Genomic DNA, 17,971 nt, shown 5'->3' with positions numbered 1-17,971 from the left:
TACTAATAAGAGTGTGCAAATAATGTTTTAAGTAGTAAAAATAATTTGTCCGTTGACTATTGCCACTAATTTTACTCTCAATGGCCCGGCTGTATAAGTGTCCTCTGCTGCGATCGCTTTAATCTCTAATGGTTGATTGTATTGTCTTAATTGGCTAACAAAGCGTAAGAAAGTCCCCTCTACTTGTACATCTTCGACAATTCCGGCATTACGGGCCCGAAATTGGGAAGCAGAAATCAATATTTCCAGTCGCTGCTGTAACTGATAGGATGTCATGGTTTTAGAATCAGCAGTCGTTGTGGCTAGCACTGCGCCTCCCGAAAAAACCAGTTGATTACGGGCTATATCGGCGAAAAATTCTATCTGCTTTTCTCCTCTAACGTAATTACCAGCCGAGAAAATTCGCACCACATATTCTTGACCATCGGCAATCTGCTTGCTCAACTGGTCAATCCTATCCTGAGTCACGCGCAGTAGCTCTACATTTGCAGGATTCGCCCCAGGCTCACTTAATCTGAGGTTGGCGTTGCGATTGGCTTCTTGTAAAAGTTGTATCACTGCCTGACGAGCAGCAGCAGGTTGGGTAACACGAACTACAGCAGCAGCCAGAACTTGACTACGAACTAAGGCTAGCTTACCTAGACGCAGATCGCGGTAGGACTGATAATATTTTTCTAACCTGGCAACTTCCATTTCTAGTTGCTCCTGTTGTGCTTCCAAGTCTTTGAGGCGTGATTCCCGTGTGGCAATTACTTGCTCTCGCGCTGCTACTTCTACGTTACGCTTTTGAATCAATTGATCGAGTTGGGAAATTTTTTGATCGCGTACTTCTATACCTTCTTGGCGATTAGCAAGTTCGCGATCGCGTTTTTCAATAGCTGTTTTGGCTTCGTCAATAGCTTTTTTAGCTTCAGCATACAGTCGTTGACGTTCTGTCTTCAGTAGTTCAACTGCCGCTTGTAGCTCCTTTCTCTGATTGTAAACGCTTTGCAATTCAGCTATAGCTTTTTGGTATTGAGGTACAACTTGTTCTAGCTGACTTTGAGTGCGTTGGAGTTGAGTTTGAGTTTGAGCTTGTTGACTAATAGTGCGGTTCAACTGAGCTTGTGTTTGGCGTTGTTTGGCATTCGCCGCCTGCAAATATTGATTAATTACCTGCAAGTCTTGTTGTGCTTTTGTTTGGGCAATTCTTGCTTGGTTTAGCTCACTCTCTACCTGACTTTTTTGAGTTTCTGCGGTTTTTAGCTGTTCCCGCTTCTGTCTGAGGTCTGTTTGAATATCTTCTAATTCAAAGACTCCCTTTCGCAAGCCTTCGTCGGCAGCGAATAAAATCCCTAATGTTGATGCAGAAATCAAACCGCCCGTAAAAATAGTTACTAGTACAGCAGTATTTTTTGGACGAAGGTTAAAAAGTGAGAGGCGGGCTTTGCCAACTCGTGTGCCGATGCGATCGCCCACGGTTGCAATTACGCCTCCCAGAATTAAAATTGCTGCGATGAGGATGTATCCGGTGGTCATCTTTAGCTACCGAAATCCTTCCAGATACAGCCTACTACTTTTAAGCATTGTCTGGAAAGAAGTGGAAATTGGCAATAGCTGAAATTACTCAATTTTAGATTTACCTCTAGCTATTAGTGTCATTTTTCAAAATAAAACACGCGCCGATTCCCCTTTCTCCAATTGATTTTATGTGAATTGCCTACTTAAGGTAACAGGTTTGTGCACAGTAATTTTCTTTTTGTGGATAGAAATCATCTTTTTCTCACGCAAATCCCCTAGTAGCCTAGTAACAGTAACACGAGTTGAACCAATTGCTTCTGCGATCGCTTGATGAGATAACTTCAGATCAATTGTGATCCCATCTGCACAAGGAACTCCAAAATCTCGACAAAGAATTAGCAAAAAACTCACCAACCTAGAACCCATATCTCGGTGAGCGAGAGTTTCAATCATCATCTCTGTTTGTAAAATGCGCGAAGACAGACCTCGCAGCATTAACATTGATAATTCTGGATTTTCCTTGAGTGCTTGCTCTACTTGTTCAATTGGTGCTGACAGTAATTCCGCAGGCGTAAATGCAACCGCATGGTAAAACCGATCTGACTTATTTCCCGTCAGCAATGACAATACACCAAAAACACTATTTTCCCGCAGCAACGCTACCGTTATTTCCTCTCCTGCCTCATACACCCTAGAAAGTTTAACAGCACCTTTCAAAAGAAAATAAACTCGTTCGGCAGGATCGCCAGGAAAAAAGATCGTTTTATTGCGTTCAAACGTTTCCACAACTGGCGGAAACGCCCCGGTCGCCATCTGACGAAATACATTTGCTAGGGCTTTATCTTGTGTCACGATCATCTCCCTTCCCCTACCCAATGCCGGAAAAACAAAAACTGATTACCTAAGAATACACCCGAAAAATGAATAAAGCACCGTCAACCTTTCTGTACTTTCCTATACTCAAACTAATCTCTTCATAACTCTTTGTTTATAATGATACATAATTGGTGATCCTTTCAGCTACAAATTGTTGATAAGTACTTCCAATAGCAGTATTAAAAAGGGTTTTTTAAAGAACAAATAAAGTTATTTTGGAAATATCTTTAGGAAAAATCAAGATTTTTGTCATAGCAAACACTCTTACCAATATTCATTTTTGCAAAGCCTGTATAAAACAAAGACAAAACGTGCCTCAGATTCTAGTATGCTCCTAGATGATCGATCGCATTAACAATTTATATGCTAAATCTGACTGGAAAAAATGCTCTTGTTACAGGTATTGCCAATAACCGCTCGATCGCCTGGGGTATCGCCCAACAGTTGCACCTCGCCGGAGCAAACCTGGGTATTACTTACCTACCCGATGAACGCGGCAAGATGGAGAAAAAAGTTGCGGAATTGGTAGAACCCCTCAACCCCAGCTTATTTCTTCCCTGTAATGTCCAAAATGAGGAACAGATTCAATCTACCTTTGAGACAATCCGTGAAAAGTGGGGAAAGCTAGATATCCTCATCCATTGTCTTGCCTTTGCCAGCAAAGATGATTTGACTGGAAATTTTAGTCAAACCTCTCGTTCTGGCTTCAACACCGCCTTAGAAATTAGTACCTACTCATTAGTGCAGTTAACTGGTGCAGCTAAACCTTTGATGACAGAAGGAGGTAGTATCGTTACCCTCACATATTTAGGCGGTGTTAGGGCAATCCCTAACTATAATGTCATGGGAGTTGCCAAAGCTGGCTTAGAAATGAGTGTGCGTTACCTAGCCGCCGAACTAGGGCCACAAAATATCCGCGTCAATGCCATTTCCGCAGGCCCCATCCGCACCTTGGCATCTTCAGCAGTGGGTGGGATTTTGGATATGATTCATCATGTAGAAGAAGTAGCTCCCCTACGACGCACCGTCACTCAGCTAGAAGTGGGTAACGCTGCCGCTTTCTTATGTAGTGATTTGTCTAGCGGCATTACCGGACAAATTCTATATGTAGATGCAGGATATGAAATTATGGGAATGTAAGATAATTTGGGGAGTGGAGAGTAGGGGGAGTAAGCGAAGAATTATTCTTGCCCATTCCCCACTCCCCATTCCCCACTCCCCATTCCTATGCAAACAACCAATCGCCAAGTTAATTCAAACTACGACCAGTCAACTAAAACCCCTCGGATTGCCACTGTTCACCGCACCACTGGCGAAACTAATGTGCAAGTTACCATCAATCTGGATGGTAGAGGAACTTGCACAGCAGCAACAGGTGTTCCGTTTTTAGATCACATGTTGCATCAAATTGCTTCCCACGGGCTGATTGATATAGATGTTCAAGCCAAGGGAGACTGGGAAATTGATGACCATCACACCAACGAAGATGTAGGTATTACCTTGGGCCAAGCCTTTAACCAAGCACTAGGAGACAGAAAAGGCATTGTCCGCTTTGGTAATTTTCTTGCGCCACTGGATGAAGCTTTAGTTCAGGTAGCCCTAGACTTTTCTGGACGCCCTCACCTCAGTTACGGCTTACAAATTCCTACCCAGCGTGTAGGAACCTATGATACTCAACTCGTGCGCGAATTTTTCGTGGCACTGGTGAACCATAGCCAAATGACACTGCACATTCGGCAACTGGATGGCATTAATTCTCATCACATTATTGAAGCGACATTTAAGGCGTTTGCAAGAGCAACCCGGCTGGCGGTGGAAATTGACCCTCGTCGTGCTGGTCTAATTCCCAGTTCTAAAGGCGTTTTGTAAAGCTAACCAGAATTATTTGCTAGGACTAATATTTTTAGTGTTGACTCAGCTACTCTATTTACGACAATTGACACACAGGTTAGTGATGGTTATTATCAGCCTATTGGGTAACTTGTAATTAGTGCCAAGCTGGTAATTAGTAATTGAACTGAGATGAAGTCTGTTGCAGATGACCCTGATTCTCAACTTAATACGACGGATACTCCGCCAGTAGTCCTGACTTCTGAGTTGCGAAAAGTTTATCGCACTGGTTTTTGGCTAAATCAAAAAGTCGTATCTCTCAAAAACTGTTCTTTAACAGTTTATAAAGGTGAAACCTTTGGGTTGCTGGGGCCAAACGGTGCTGGTAAAACCACCCTTTTAAAATTGTTGCTGGGGATTATTCGCCCTAGCTCTGGACGGGGATTATTGTTGGGTAAGCCAATAGGCGATCGCACTATCAAGCAACATATCGGTTATCTGCCGGAAAATCCCTATTTGTATGACTATCTCACTGGCTGGGAATTTTTGCAGCTAGCTGCCGGGCTATTCCAAATTCCCCAAAGTGTCCAACGCAAACGTATTCCTCAACTGCTGGAATTAGTGGGTTTATCCCAAGCCGATGCCCGCAAAAAGTTGCTGCGTCGCTATTCTAAAGGAATGCTACAGCGTGTTGGTATGGCACAAGCGCTAATTAACGAGCCAGATTTGGTTTTTTTGGATGAACCGATGTCTGGTCTTGATCCTGTAGGACGCTACCAAATGCGAGAAATTATCCTGGCGCTAAAAGCTGCTGGAAAGACGATTTTTTTTAACAGTCACGTTCTTAGTGAAGTAGAACAGATTTGCGATCGCATTGCCATCCTCGCTCAAGGTGAATTAATTTGCTCTGGTTCCCTTAATGAACTCTTAGGCGGAAATAACACATATCATGTCAAAGGTCAAGGTGGTGACTGGGAAATTCTTCAAAAATGGATACCCACTCTCAGATTTGAACCTGATGGTTCCTGGCAAGGTACACTACAAGACGATTATTATGATTTTCTCGCCAGTCTTCGTCTTATGGAGGGTAAAATTATTGCCATGAATTTGTCGCGTTACTCCCTAGAAGAGTTTTTTATTCAACAAATCCGAAGAAAAAATGACTTACTGAGTTAGTGTTCCTAACTTATTGCCAAATAGAAAATTTTGGGTTAATTTGAAGAGCAAAAGTAAACTTTATGCCTTTTTGAGTTCATAGTTTAAATATCATAAAATTGACTTTCACAAGAAAATTTTATTCGTCACTGCCTTGTTAATTAACAGATAATTTATTGTAGAAACTGGGGTGATTTGCATAAATCCCTAATATTTTTTTATAATTCCTATATTCAAGTTGGCTTAACTTTAAATTAGCTTCACTAAAAATTCAAATTCAATAAACAAATTTCCTCCGGAAAATGACACTTTTCGAGGAAAATAAGAGTGTCGGGGAACTTGAATACTTAGGTATAGTTCAAATAAAAATGTTTAGACAGTACATTATTGATTGTAGTTTCAGAGTCTCAGGTAAATATGCTTAATACAAGTTTGTTTAAATTCCTAACTCAGCCAGTTGTGGGTGTGGCTTTGTTAACTGCTGTCAATGCCGTCGTGCCATTTGCCAGTTTAGCTCAGGGACAACCATTACCATCAACAACACCAACGCCAACAACACCAACACAATTAGATACTAATTATTCATTAGGAGGCGGCGATCGCATCCGTGTAAATGTATTTGAAGTACCTGAATATACAGGTGAGTATCAAATTCCCCCAGGTGGAGCCATCAACCTACCTTTAATTGGCAGTGTGCCAGTCCTCGGTCTAACAGCTGAACAGGCTGCTGACGAAATTTCTAGAAGATATGCTCGCTTCCTCAAACGCCCTTTGATTTCAGTCAATTTGTTATCGCCTCGTCCCATCAATGTTTTCGTTGCTGGAGAGGTGACACGTCCAGGAGCTTATACTCTCAGCTTGAGCGGCGGCGCGGGAGACAATCCAGGTGTACAATATCCCACTGTATTAGCCGCATTAACAACAGCACAGGGGGTAACCTTGGCTGCGGATGTAACTCAAGTTCAATTACGGCGTAAAGTAGGACGTTCTTCAGAGCAAACTGCCACCATCAATTTGAAAGAATTCATCCAAACCGGCAGGTTATCACAGGATATTACCTTGCGAGATGGAGATACCATAGTTGTGCCAACAGCAACCAACTTCAACGTGGCAGAATCTCGCAATATATTTGCATCCAACTTTGCCGCTAGCCAAACCACACCTCGCACGGTAACAATTATTGGTGAAGTTAACCGTCCCGGTTCGTATCTTGTCACCCCAGCCAGCACAGATCCACAAGGAGGGGGCGCAACCGCTAATAGTGGTACTACTACTCCCAATGGTTTACCAAATGTGACGCGGGTAATTCAACTAGCTGGGGGAATTACAGCACAGGCTGATATTCGTAATCTGAAGCTACGCCGACCAACAAGAACCGGCTCAGAACAAGCTATAGATATCAATCTTTGGCAATTATTGCAGAGTGGTGACGCCAATCAAGATATCATTGTGCAAGACGGAGATACAATAGTTATTCCGACGGCAACTGAAATTAACCCCGCAGAAGCCACTCAATTAGCTACCACTACTTTGTCTCCTACACGCATTCAAGTTGGTGTGGTAGGTGAAGTTAAAAAACCAGGATTAACAGACGTTCAGCCGAATAGTTCCTTAAATCAAGCGATACTCGCTGCTGGAGGATTTAATGATGCCAGAGCTAGTAGTAAAGCTGTTGATTTGATTCGCCTCAACCCTAATGGTTCTGTCACTAAACGTATAGTAAAAGTGGATTTCTCGGCTGGGATTAATGAGCAAACTAATCCCATACTCCGCAATAATGACGTTGTAGTAGTTAATCGATCTGGTTCAGCTAAAACTGGCGATACCATAGGCACTGTAACTGGGCCTCTAGGTGTTATCTTTAGTCTTCTGAACTTGTTCGGACTCTAGTTAAGATACAGATGTGAATTGGGGACGTTGGTCAAATCTCTCCGTCTCCAAAATTGTACTGAATAATTAAACGGTTGTACTAAGCGGATTCACCTATATTTTAAGGGCTGGAGCCGTTTAGTAACAGCAGATTAAATTAACTTTACATTACGTAATATAGTTTTATTTCTTCTTGCTCACTTACTTAAATGATGCGTTTAAATATGATGCACAAAACTGTACTCTTACAGAGAAGCAAGCTATGCAACGCGTCTTTTATTCCAAAGAAAAACTTCTAGATTAGAGAATAGCTGTTTTCCTACTCTTATGGAACAAGCTACGCAGCCTCCGCTACAGGATAATACTAGGCTACAGAACTGCTTTGCATAGAGCGATCGCTTCCTCAAAAATTGTATTTTCTATCTCAATTTTAATATCTTTTTAGATAGTATTAGCCACTTGAAAGTACTGTATACCTAAAGTTTTCACTGAAAATTCTTAATCTGCTATTGATAGGCTTTTTCAAGCTTTGTTTTACTTACTCTGATATTTTTGATAATGATAATCATTAAAAGGTATTGTTCCTCTAAATCTACTCTGTAAAAGGATTTCACTTATTTCTTCATTATCATTATGATAAGAATTATTTAAGTAAATTAACTGATTTATAACAGATATACTATCTTAACCACAGATATCGCGTATACACAGTACAATGATGTCGAATTGGAAATGACGCCATTTGTACAGTTGCTTGGTGTCCATTAATGTAATAGCTCTGGATACTGAATCATTTTCCTTCAGTACTTTTACTATATAATTACTATTTTTTGGAAGACAAGCTAAAAAGGCTTTTCAGGCATATCTACGTGGGAATTCTCAGGTTGAAACCTGATAAAGGGTGTATAAACTTACAAATGGCAATTCACGACTGTATCCAATACTGAGTTACTGACTAAGGCTAGAACTACTGACCGTTGACGAATCAGTTTTTGCAACATACCCTATTTTTTCCCTATGATGATTCATGGTTTAGGTTTTCTCAGTTTGAGCGCATCTCTTGTACTTCCCTGGGCATTAACAGGTCTAGTTCAAGGCCAGAAAATAACAGAGTCTTTTGTTAAAGATGTTCGTCAGTCATCCACTGATCAAGAAATGCCACTACCAAGCCGCAAACTGATCAGTTATATTTCATATGGGACAACATACTATGTTAGTGGTAAAGGAAACGATAGAAATAGCGGACGCACTACCTCATCTGCCTTTAGGACAATTCAAAGAGCAGCAGACCTGACTAACCCTGGCGACACAGTACTTATTATGGACGGGGTATACAAGAATGCATATCCAACTGGATCGGTAATAGATATTAAACGCTCTGGAAGGGCAAATGCATGGATTACGTATAAAGCATACCCTGGACAGCGACCGAAACTTCAGCACAATGGATGGCATGGAATTTCGATTAACGATGGAGCATCATATATTGAAGTTAACGGGCTTGAGGTTGAAGGGAACAATCGCAAAATGTCCCGTAGTTATGCGCTGAGTCAGAAGTATAACCAATCAAACCCCCTGACCAATGGAAATTGCATCAGCATAGAGGGAGGACAAGGTGGTCGTTCCCACCATATACGTATTCTCAACAACAAGGTACATGATTGTGGAGGCGGAGGCATTTCAGCTATTCAAGCAGACTATCTAACAATAGATAATAACGAGGTATTTAATAATGCCTGGTACTCAGTTCACGGGTGTAGTGGGATTTCGCTGCTCAACAATTGGAATTCTGACAACAACCGAAACTATAAAATGTTTGTGACCAGAAACAAGGTCTACAACAATCAAATGTTGGTTCCCTGGATTTGGAATGGGAAGATCCAAGATGGTAATGGTATTATTATTGATCGTGGAATGAATAAGCAAAAAGGATCAACAATAAGTGCGTATCGAGGACGTACTTTGATTGCCAGCAACATCTCATATAAAAATGGTGGTGGTGGCATTCATACATTTCAAAGTGAGAATATCGATATTGTCTACAACACTAGTTATCTGAATAACCAAAGTCGGGAAGTTGAATACGGGCAAATCTCGGTTAATTACTCAAATAATATCAATGTTTTCAATAACATCCTTTATTCTGAGCGTGGAAAACGGATAAATCTAAGAAATGGTGGTGACAACGTTAGGTTTGACTACAACCTCAACGCCAATAGTTCCTTGATACCTGCTTCTGGCTATAATGATATGATTGCAGATCCACAGTTTATGAATCCCTACAGTGGTGATTTTAGGCTTAAGTCTACGAGTCCGGCAATCAATAGTGGTATGAAGTTCAATAGTGTAACAACTGATTTTTTAGGCGACCCTCGTGTGAAAGGTTCACGATCTGATAGAGGGGCATACGAAATGCGGTAGTAGTTAAGAGTATGGAATTGGGTTGTATGGCAAAATCCTAATTTATCCAGCCTTTTTGTCTACAACCCTTTTTGTAACACACATACTATTGGCTCATTTATTAGAAACTAAGAAAAATTGTGGTAAAAAATAAGGCTTTTAGCGTTTGCGAAGATAGTTAATACTGTATCAAGCTACGTTAATGCATAGGTAATTGCTGGCTAAATATAGCTGTTACTTTAACAGCAATACATTTTCTATATTCAATCCCAGAGCAAAACTAGATTGCTGATTTCTCCTAACTCTAATAAAAATAAAATGGGCGAGATGTAAGTTTTAACCTACATTCCGCATATTAAACTCACTATTCTAAATATTAAAGAAGAGGAAAAGGGGCAGTTATTCCTGGAGACAGAACCCCATACATAAATGCAGGGGCTTGAAATAAGGACGCATTATTTTTTGCGTATTGCGTTTCAAAATAAATATTTTTAATTTTTGGCACAACTGTATTTGCTCTGAAACCCTTGTGGCAGGGTAATTTCAATATTTTTCTCCCAGCAAGAAATGCTCCTTGCTCCCCTGCCTCTTCAGCCACATGAATTAGGATTGTGGTTTATTAATAGTATTGGAGTAGTTCCTAACCTTTGAAAATTTTATTTTTTCGCAAGTCTTTGAAACTCCTTTGCCAACTTCGTTGGTTTAAAATATTCATGATCGTGATATAAATAACTACTAGATTCATTTTTATCAATGATTCCATTCACGACTAAGCCTAATACGTTATAATTGGATCTTTCTAACATCTCTTGAGCAGCGTTAGCACTGTTAGAATCAATTACCCCAGGTCGAGCTACTAACAAAATCCCGTCAGTCATTTGGCTTAAAGTCAAAGCATCGGCTGCCAAAAGCAGAGGAGGAGCATCAATAATTACAAAATCATAGTTATGTTGAGATGAAAAATTTTCAATTAATGATGCCATCCGTTTCGAGTCAAGCAAAGCCAGTGGGTTGGGAGGTCTAACCCCAGCAGTTAAGACATCAAGATTATCCATTACCTTAGATACAGTAACGTCAAATTCAGCCTGGCCTACAAGAACCTCACTCAAACCAACTGCATTGGTTAGCTGCCAAAGATGATGCTGAGAAGGAATTCGCATATCTGCATCAATTAGTAAAACTTTACGCCCTAGTTGAGCGATCGCTGCTGCCAAATTAGCTGAAACTGTAGACTTGCCTTCTTTAGGAACTGCGCTAGTTACCACGATAGTTTTGAGCACTTTATCTGAACTCAGGAATTTCAGATTGGCTTGAATCATTCGGTACATTTCGCTAGTTAAAGAGTAAGGCGTATCTCTGACAGCAATTTTTGGTTCTACATTTGAATCACGACGAAGCTTTTTAACAGATAAAGGAATAATTCCTAGCAACGTATATCTAAATACATCTCTGACTTCCTTAAGTGTTTTCAATGATCTATCTCTCATGCTTAGGAAGAGAACAGTTGTAGTAGCCAAGAATAAACCAAACATCACTCCTAGCAATAAAACGATAATTTTTTTGCCTATTGCTGGCTTACTTGGCACTGAAGCCGGAGTAATAATCCGCGAACTAGGTGTATTTGTATTCTCAACTAACTGTAATTCTTGTACCTTTTTCAAAAGAGTTTGATATGTAGATTCTGCAACTTCAACTTTCCGTTCTAACTCTCGCTGATTTTGTGCTAACTGAGGTATAATTTTCACTCGTTGCTCGTAGGCAGAACGGGAATTAGACAGAGATGAGAGTCTTTTAGCTAAACCAAAGCGCTGTACTTCTGACTGTAGAAAACTTTGGATCAAGTTTTGTCTGAGTTCTCCAATCTGCAATAGTCTCTGCGGAATTTGTGTTTGATTACCAACAGTCTGACCAACTTGCTGTTGCAGGAGTGATTTTAAGCTAGCTTTCTTTGCTTCTAAGTTAACAACTACAGGGTTGTCATCTAAAAAACGGCTACGCTCTATCGCTAGCTGTCGGTCAGTATCTTGAAGTTGTGTAAGAACTCCCTGTACTGCGGGTGACTGACTGAGGGCACTCACTGCGATCGCTTCCTGAGAATTTAGCTCTACTTTCTGGCGCAGTGCATTGGTTTGAGCGTTTACCTCATCCAGTTGAGCCTTAACAGTATTCATCTCATTATCTAGATTTCCAATAGTTGCAACGGCTGACTTTGTCTCCTCTGATAAATCAGCTATCTGATACTTCTGTTTAAATATACGTAACGCTACTTCTGCATTATTAACAGCCTCTTGAGTTTTAGGAAGCTGCTTGGCCATAAATTGACGAGTTGCTGCTGCTTCAGAGCGATTTGTCAAAATATCATTTTCTAAATAAAGATTCATGATTGTGTTGACTACTGCCGCTGATTGTTCAGGGTCATGGCTGGTGTAGCTAATTCGCAATACATCAGTGCCGTTAACTATTTTCATGATTACGGCTTTCCGTAGTTTCTCTACCTCTATGGGTTTACCTTCGTCGTCTTTAAGCCCTAGTTTGTCTATTGTTCGCTCCAATATACTAGGTGAAGAAATCACCTCTATTTGAGTGTTTATAGGATTTTGAGTTGCTAGGAGGGATTTTAAATCTCCTGGATCTCCTCCTTCATTGTTAGTAGGAAAAAGATTAGAGCCTACTACTTTATAAGAAGGAATTCTAAATAACAGTTTTCCTTCGGCTTCATAGGATGGCCTAATAAATTGGGTAGCTATAGCACTGAGCGTAACTGTAGCTGCAAATATCGCAGTAGCAGGTAGCCACCATCGTTTTAATATCAATAAGTAACGACTAAGGTCTAAATCGATAGATTCTCTAGATTCCATAGATTTTTTTGACATAAATCTTCAAAAGTACAGGTTTTAAGCAAGAAACTAAAAATTGTCTTACTTAGATAGAGAATGCACAAACCACTGCAACTGACAAGACTGATGCGATTTGACAATATGACAATAGTATAAACTATATTAAGTTACAAATTTAATTCCTTCCGAAATTTAAAGTAACTACTAGCTTTGCAAAATTTTATCATCAGCCTCTAACAGTTTTGGAGCTTGATATTGCCACTCAAGGATCTTCTCTATTCTGCGTTGTCCTTCGGCTTCTATCTCAGAAGATAATCAATTTTCTCTTCAGCCATGATAGTTTCTCATAACCAGAGATACCACTTTGTAGGAGGAAGCAAGAACTTAATGTGATAATCTTGAGACTATTAGTTCGACATATTAGCTGTAATTTTTGAATACTTGGTCTATCGTTTAATTAATATATCAGCGAAAGAATCACAAATTAAGGTTTGATTTATTTTACCAGCTTCAAAAGACCACCTAGCTTTTTATTGAGTTCCAGCAAGCCTATTGATTTTCTTTTTATAAATTTGTGCGTGTAGAAAGTTTGCTTGATAATATTGCTGATACATAAAGTATCCATTCAAGGCTATTTTGGTCTAGTAATGTAGTTTCAGTTAGATTTGAAAGAATAATATAGGTAAGATAAACTAAAAGCCATAAATTTTCAGATGTTTGATTCCATCGGATTAAATATATTCCTCTTAAGAAATTAATAACTAACCCAATTAGAAAAATTAAAACTCCTAATAAACCCAACCCTAACCAGAGATCCAAAAAACCATTGTGAGCATTAGGAGCACTCCATTCTACGGTTTGTACAATAATAGAAGCTTCACCCTTCTCTCCCCAGAATGCTCCATAGCCATATCCCAACCACGGTTTTTTGGCAATCATCTGCAACACAGCAGGCCATAATTCTGCACGTCCAGTGAGTGTTGTGTCCTTACCTACTGACCCTAAAATTGTATCAGCATTTGATATAAACCAGGTATACAAAATTATACCAAATGTTGACATAAAAGTTACAATAGGTATCATTACTTTATACTTTAAGTTTAAAATTCGATAATATATAATAAAAGCACCTGTAATGATTATAAAATTACCTAAAGATGTTGTTGATTTTGATAATAATACAAGTAATCCAGAAATAATATAGCCAAACCATAAAAACAAGCGATTTTCTTTAGAAGTCATGGCAAGAAAGAAAAATACTGCTCCACTAAGTACAAATCTCTTGCCAAGAACATTCTTAGTTGGAAATATTCCTCGCCAAGTATTTCCATCAATACCGCCTGAGAAACCATATTTTGGTATCAATATAGCAAATACAAAACACATTACTGCTGTGATGCCAAGCATGTATGCATATAACTTCAGTTGCTGGTTTATGGTGTAACGTGAAGCTAAATAAAGTCCAAAAAGACTTGTTCCTACCACAGCAATAGCGCGACGAAAAGTAGTGTCTGGATCTAAAGACCAAAAACTAGAAAGTGCACAAAGTCCAACCAAGAGCCAAATGAATTTATCTCTGCTAAAAACGTAAGTAACCTTCTTCCAACGTAGAGTAATCAAAAAAATACTAAATATATATGTAAAAGTAAAAAGAAGTCGAAATATAACTCGATCGCCCTGCTTTATAGTATAGCCATCCGTTAGAAAAGCATCTAGTGGAGTTCCTGAGTAGATCATCAAGCAAGCGAATGTAAGTATTTGTTCAGCAGAGATTAAAAATTTTCTCATTTTTTATGATATGTATCATCATCCATATATATAGAAAATATATTAAGTAAGCCAGACATTACTGGTTGCTAGTATCAGTTGATTTTGGCAAATACTTTGTTTCTTAAATTTCTATTTATTAATTATGTTCGTTAAATGCCATGTAATGATTACAACGCTTTTAATTTCTCGTTTTTATGGTTTTTTCATAAACTTCCACAGTTTGAGCCGCAATATTTGACCAATTTAAATCTTCCTGGCAGCGAGCTAGTGCGGCAGTTTGCATACGTTGTTGTAAGTCGCGATCGCTCAATAAACAAATTATGGCATCAGCTAAGGATCGAATATCACAGGGAGGAACTAACAACCCATCTTTTTTATGCTGAACTATCTCACTTAATCCCCCTACCTCAGAGGCTATAACAGGTGTTCCCATTCCATAAGATAAGGTTGCTACTCCACTTTGAGAAGCTTCTATGTATGGCAGAACTGTTACTGTGCTTCGTTGAAATAGATTACTTACTTCTTCAAGGGGTATAAAGTCATTGATAATCTCGTAGCGTTTATCATTATGGCCATCAGGTAAATATTGTTTAATGCTTTCTCCTTGTCCAGCAATAATCAGTTTTACTTCAGGTACACGTTCAGCAATTAAAGGCATAGCTTCAAGCAAATATTTTAATCCTTTATAGGGCCAGATGCGTCCAAAAAATAGTAATGTATTTGGCTCGCGAGGCTGACTCTTGAGATTACTCCGACGTTGATACAAACTACCAAGTTCCCCATGCGGTATAATATTAACTTGCTCTTTAGGTAAATTGAATTGTTCAATTAAAATCTTTTTTAGTTGATGAGTATGGACAATCAATTGTTGGGAACGGTAGAAAGCAATACGCTTGGTATACTCTGAACCGAACACAGACATACTATCACCTGGGTGACGGAATATATCGTGGATAGTTGTCACCAATGGTGGCATCTTGTTGAGTAACAAAGTCCAATCGTACCAAGGATCGTTAGTTTCTTGGACATGTAAAACATCTGGCTGTATGTCCTTGATTATATGCATCATAGCGCCCATAGATAATAGGTTACGCAGGTCACGAATCCGTGGTTTTTTAAAGCTAATGACGCGGATACTTGGATCAATAACATTGATACAGGCATCTGAGACTTTTTCTGGATGAATTAGCGTTAAATCAACGTATTTAACCAGGCTATTTGCTAATTCGATAGTATAGTCTTCAAAGCAAAAATGTAATAACGCAACTTTAATCATAATTAATATTATAATATCAGCTATAACTATTTATTCAAGAAATTTATTTGGATGCTTTCCTAATAGGATTTTATCTTAAAATTTTTTGACTCTCTTAAAAGTTTTATCTACAAAAAACGAAACCCACTGAACGCCCTAATATTTAGATAAATCACAAATAAACAGGAATCAATAGTAGCGAATATAAAGTACAAAATAATTTAATTTTTTCCAATAATTGCAAATATAAGTAGCATTAGTAACTGATACTGCGAAGCTAATGACAATCCTCTCAGTATTCCTAATGTATTGGTAATAATCATTACTTACGAAGTATTTTTATACCATTCTTAAATTACTAATTAACCTTAATTCAATGACTTTATTTAATGTGTGAAAAACAGAGTGCTACTGGAGACAGCAATAATTATAATACATTATATTGATACAATTATTGCTGTCTGCTATTATTTTCTATTTTTGACTCAGTAGGCACCTTCTTTTTTCAAAACTACCATAACTGTTTTGAGGAGAATTTCAAAGTCTAACCGAAGCGACCAATTTTCAATGTAATTAAGGTCAAGATGTATCACTTGTTCAAAGTCTAAAATGTCTGAGCGACCTGAGACTTGCCAAAGACCTGTAATTCCAGGTAAAACTTCATGGCGAATAAAATGATGTTCAGAAAACTTATCTACATCTCTAATAGGTAAAGGACGAGGCCCTACTATACTCATTTCTCCAAGGATAACGTTAAAAAGTTGGGGTAATTCGTCTAAGCTATAACGTCGAAGGAACTTTCCAACACGGGTAATGCGAGGATCATCTTTAATTTTAAAGATAATTCCATCTTTCGTTTCATTTAATGCTTCTAATTCTTTTTGGAATTTTTCTGCATCAGACCTCATAGTTCTGAATTTCCATACTTTAAACTGTTGCCCATGTAAACCTATACGGGTTTGTTTGTAAAATACTGTGCCGGGAGAGTCCAGTTTGATAGCTATAGCTATAGCTATATAAATAGGAAATGATAACATGACAAATAAAGTCGCAAAGCAAAAATCACAAGTACGCTTTATCCAAAAATCTTTCCCTGTAATTATTGGACAATCCAAACTTAAACAAGGCATTCCCCCTATTTTATTAAATTCTATGTTTTTATAAATTGGTTTTAATTCCATCGGCAAAATATGCACTTGAATGCCAGATGCTTGAAATAACCAGCATAAAAACATTCTATTTTTGAGAGCATCCCAAGATATAAAAACTTCTGTTACACCTAATTCATTAAGTTGCTTCAATGTTTTTTGACGTTGATATCTATCTAGTGAATTAGCTTTAGCAGTTCCAGATACAATGTAATGTTTTTCTTTTTTTATAAAGTTAGCTATCACTTCATGGTCTTGAGAATCGCAAATAATGAAGACAGAAGAACGAACTATTTTCTTCTGTTTCCGCAGATATTCAAGCGTAAGATTTATCGCATATCTACCTGTACAAACAAACAATATACTTAGCAACCAAGATAACAATATTAATCTTGGGCGTGTAATATCAATGACTGGCTGATATAAAAGGCAAACTAGGAGAATTAACCCATGAGCAAAAGTTAACGATTTTACAATATTGAAATAGTCATAGCGTTTTTGACCTTCTCGATAAATACCCTCGATAGCTAATGAGCCTATTTGAATAGCAATAGTTATTATAATCGGCAAATAATGACTCTGTATATACGAAGTAAAATGCCCATAAGAGGATTGATATCCAGCTATAACCCAAGCCAAGGATAAAAGAGTATAGTCTACTAAAAACAATGTTGTTAATCTCAACCACCATGAACCCTTGCGTACCCTGGCAAATGAAGATGCACGTAAATCTAAAGGCACTTCATTGAATTTACTTGTTGTAATGCTTTGATTACTCATAGTTATAAAGACTTGATGTAGTTAAAATTTGATGGAAGCTAACGTTGCGGGGAATTTTATATTTTTTTCAAAGAAACCTGGATTTTATAGCCTACTAATTAACCATTTTCTTTGCACTAATTTTAAATTTAAGTTCTTGATCATAAAGTATCTTCCAGGGTCGTTGAGCGCAGTTACTACCTAGATACTTAGCTTTTATTGCAGGGTATAATCCTGTTTAGCCTGGAAATTTTGAGCTTTAGATGCCAAAACAAAGATTTTTTGGTGAATGTTAACTTAACAGCAGAATCAAGATTCCTGGCGTAAATAATAAATAGGTCAGGTAATCAAGTAGCTGAAGATAAAAAAATATTAGGAAGGATTTTAAGGTGCGTAAGAGTTGAACTGAGTTACTGAACTGAGTTACTACAGTTCAATTGCAGATTTTCGCTTTTATTCAGGCAATGATATACCTTCGGAAATTACTGTAGCATGTTGAGCTAGACTAATTCAGCTTTGCTTACTAAGTTGTCTGTTTCTTTACGCATAATTACTGATTAATAAAACTTACA

At 38.4% G+C, this 17,971-nt stretch carries 12 protein-coding genes; 5 read left to right on the top strand and 7 right to left on the bottom strand.

Annotation, left to right across the window (positions count from 1 at the left end; genetic code table 11):
* Positions 1-27: 27 nt before the first annotated feature.
* Entirely contained in the window at positions 28-1,518 is a 1,491-nt protein-coding gene (locus RMY00_RS07830) for a DUF3084 domain-containing protein (protein ID WP_322647001.1), read from the bottom strand.
* Positions 1,519-1,686: 168 nt separating this feature from the next.
* Positions 1,687-2,358 carry a global nitrogen regulator NtcA gene (gene ntcA / locus RMY00_RS07825; protein WP_017652326.1) on the bottom strand — a complete coding sequence of 224 codons (672 nt, stop codon included), beginning with the start codon at positions 2,356-2,358 and terminating at the stop codon, positions 1,687-1,689.
* Between the two features lie 381 nt (positions 2,359-2,739).
* Here ntcA and fabI point away from each other — a divergent pair, with 381 nt between their 5' ends.
* The 5 genes from fabI (at position 2,740) to RMY00_RS07800 (ending at position 9,651) form a co-directional block, all read left to right on the top strand.
* On the top strand, positions 2,740-3,516 hold the full coding sequence (gene fabI, locus RMY00_RS07820; RefSeq protein WP_322647000.1) for an enoyl-ACP reductase FabI: 777 nt from the start codon (positions 2,740-2,742) through the stop codon (positions 3,514-3,516).
* A gap of 87 nt (positions 3,517-3,603) precedes the next feature.
* Positions 3,604-4,245, top strand: a complete 642-nt coding sequence (gene hisB, locus RMY00_RS07815) for an imidazoleglycerol-phosphate dehydratase HisB (RefSeq protein ID WP_196526286.1) — start codon at positions 3,604-3,606, stop codon at positions 4,243-4,245.
* Between the two features lie 153 nt (positions 4,246-4,398).
* Positions 4,399-5,382 (top strand): ABC transporter ATP-binding protein, encoded by a 984-nt coding sequence (locus tag RMY00_RS07810; RefSeq protein ID WP_322646999.1) that lies wholly within the window; start codon positions 4,399-4,401, stop codon positions 5,380-5,382.
* A 396-nt stretch (positions 5,383-5,778) separates the two neighbouring features.
* Positions 5,779-7,251, top strand: a complete 1,473-nt coding sequence (locus tag RMY00_RS07805) for an SLBB domain-containing protein (protein WP_322646998.1) — start codon at positions 5,779-5,781, stop codon at positions 7,249-7,251.
* A 1,299-nt stretch (positions 7,252-8,550) separates the two neighbouring features.
* Positions 8,551-9,651, top strand: coding sequence for a right-handed parallel beta-helix repeat-containing protein (locus RMY00_RS07800; RefSeq protein WP_322646997.1), 1,101 nt, complete (start codon positions 8,551-8,553; stop codon positions 9,649-9,651).
* Positions 9,652-10,006: 355 nt separating this feature from the next.
* On the opposite strand, the gene RMY00_RS07795 is transcribed toward RMY00_RS07800, so the two are convergent.
* The 5 genes from RMY00_RS07795 to RMY00_RS07775 form a co-directional block, all read right to left on the bottom strand.
* Complete coding sequence (locus RMY00_RS07795) at positions 10,007-10,228, bottom strand: hypothetical protein (protein WP_322646996.1); 222 nt, start codon at positions 10,226-10,228, stop codon at positions 10,007-10,009.
* A gap of 58 nt (positions 10,229-10,286) precedes the next feature.
* On the bottom strand, positions 10,287-12,488 hold the full coding sequence (locus RMY00_RS07790; RefSeq protein WP_322646995.1) for a polysaccharide biosynthesis tyrosine autokinase: 2,202 nt from the start codon (positions 12,486-12,488) through the stop codon (positions 10,287-10,289).
* Positions 12,489-13,031: 543 nt separating this feature from the next.
* Positions 13,032-14,255, bottom strand: a complete 1,224-nt coding sequence (locus RMY00_RS07785) for an O-antigen ligase family protein (RefSeq protein WP_322646994.1) — start codon at positions 14,253-14,255, stop codon at positions 13,032-13,034.
* A gap of 160 nt (positions 14,256-14,415) precedes the next feature.
* A complete protein-coding gene (locus RMY00_RS07780; RefSeq protein WP_322646993.1) occupies positions 14,416-15,513 on the bottom strand; it encodes a glycosyltransferase family 4 protein in 1,098 nt (365 codons plus the stop codon).
* A 464-nt stretch (positions 15,514-15,977) separates the two neighbouring features.
* Positions 15,978-17,420, bottom strand: coding sequence for a sugar transferase (locus RMY00_RS07775; RefSeq protein WP_322646992.1), 1,443 nt, complete (start codon positions 17,418-17,420; stop codon positions 15,978-15,980).
* Positions 17,421-17,971 lie beyond the last annotated feature (551 nt).

Origin of the sequence: Nostoc sp. ChiVER01 (assembly GCF_034531155.1) — a bacterium.
Classification (GTDB): Bacteria; Cyanobacteriota; Cyanobacteriia; order Cyanobacteriales; family Nostocaceae; genus Nostoc.
Note: the sequence above shows the minus strand (reverse complement) of the source record. Positions and strands in the feature narration are given on the sequence as shown.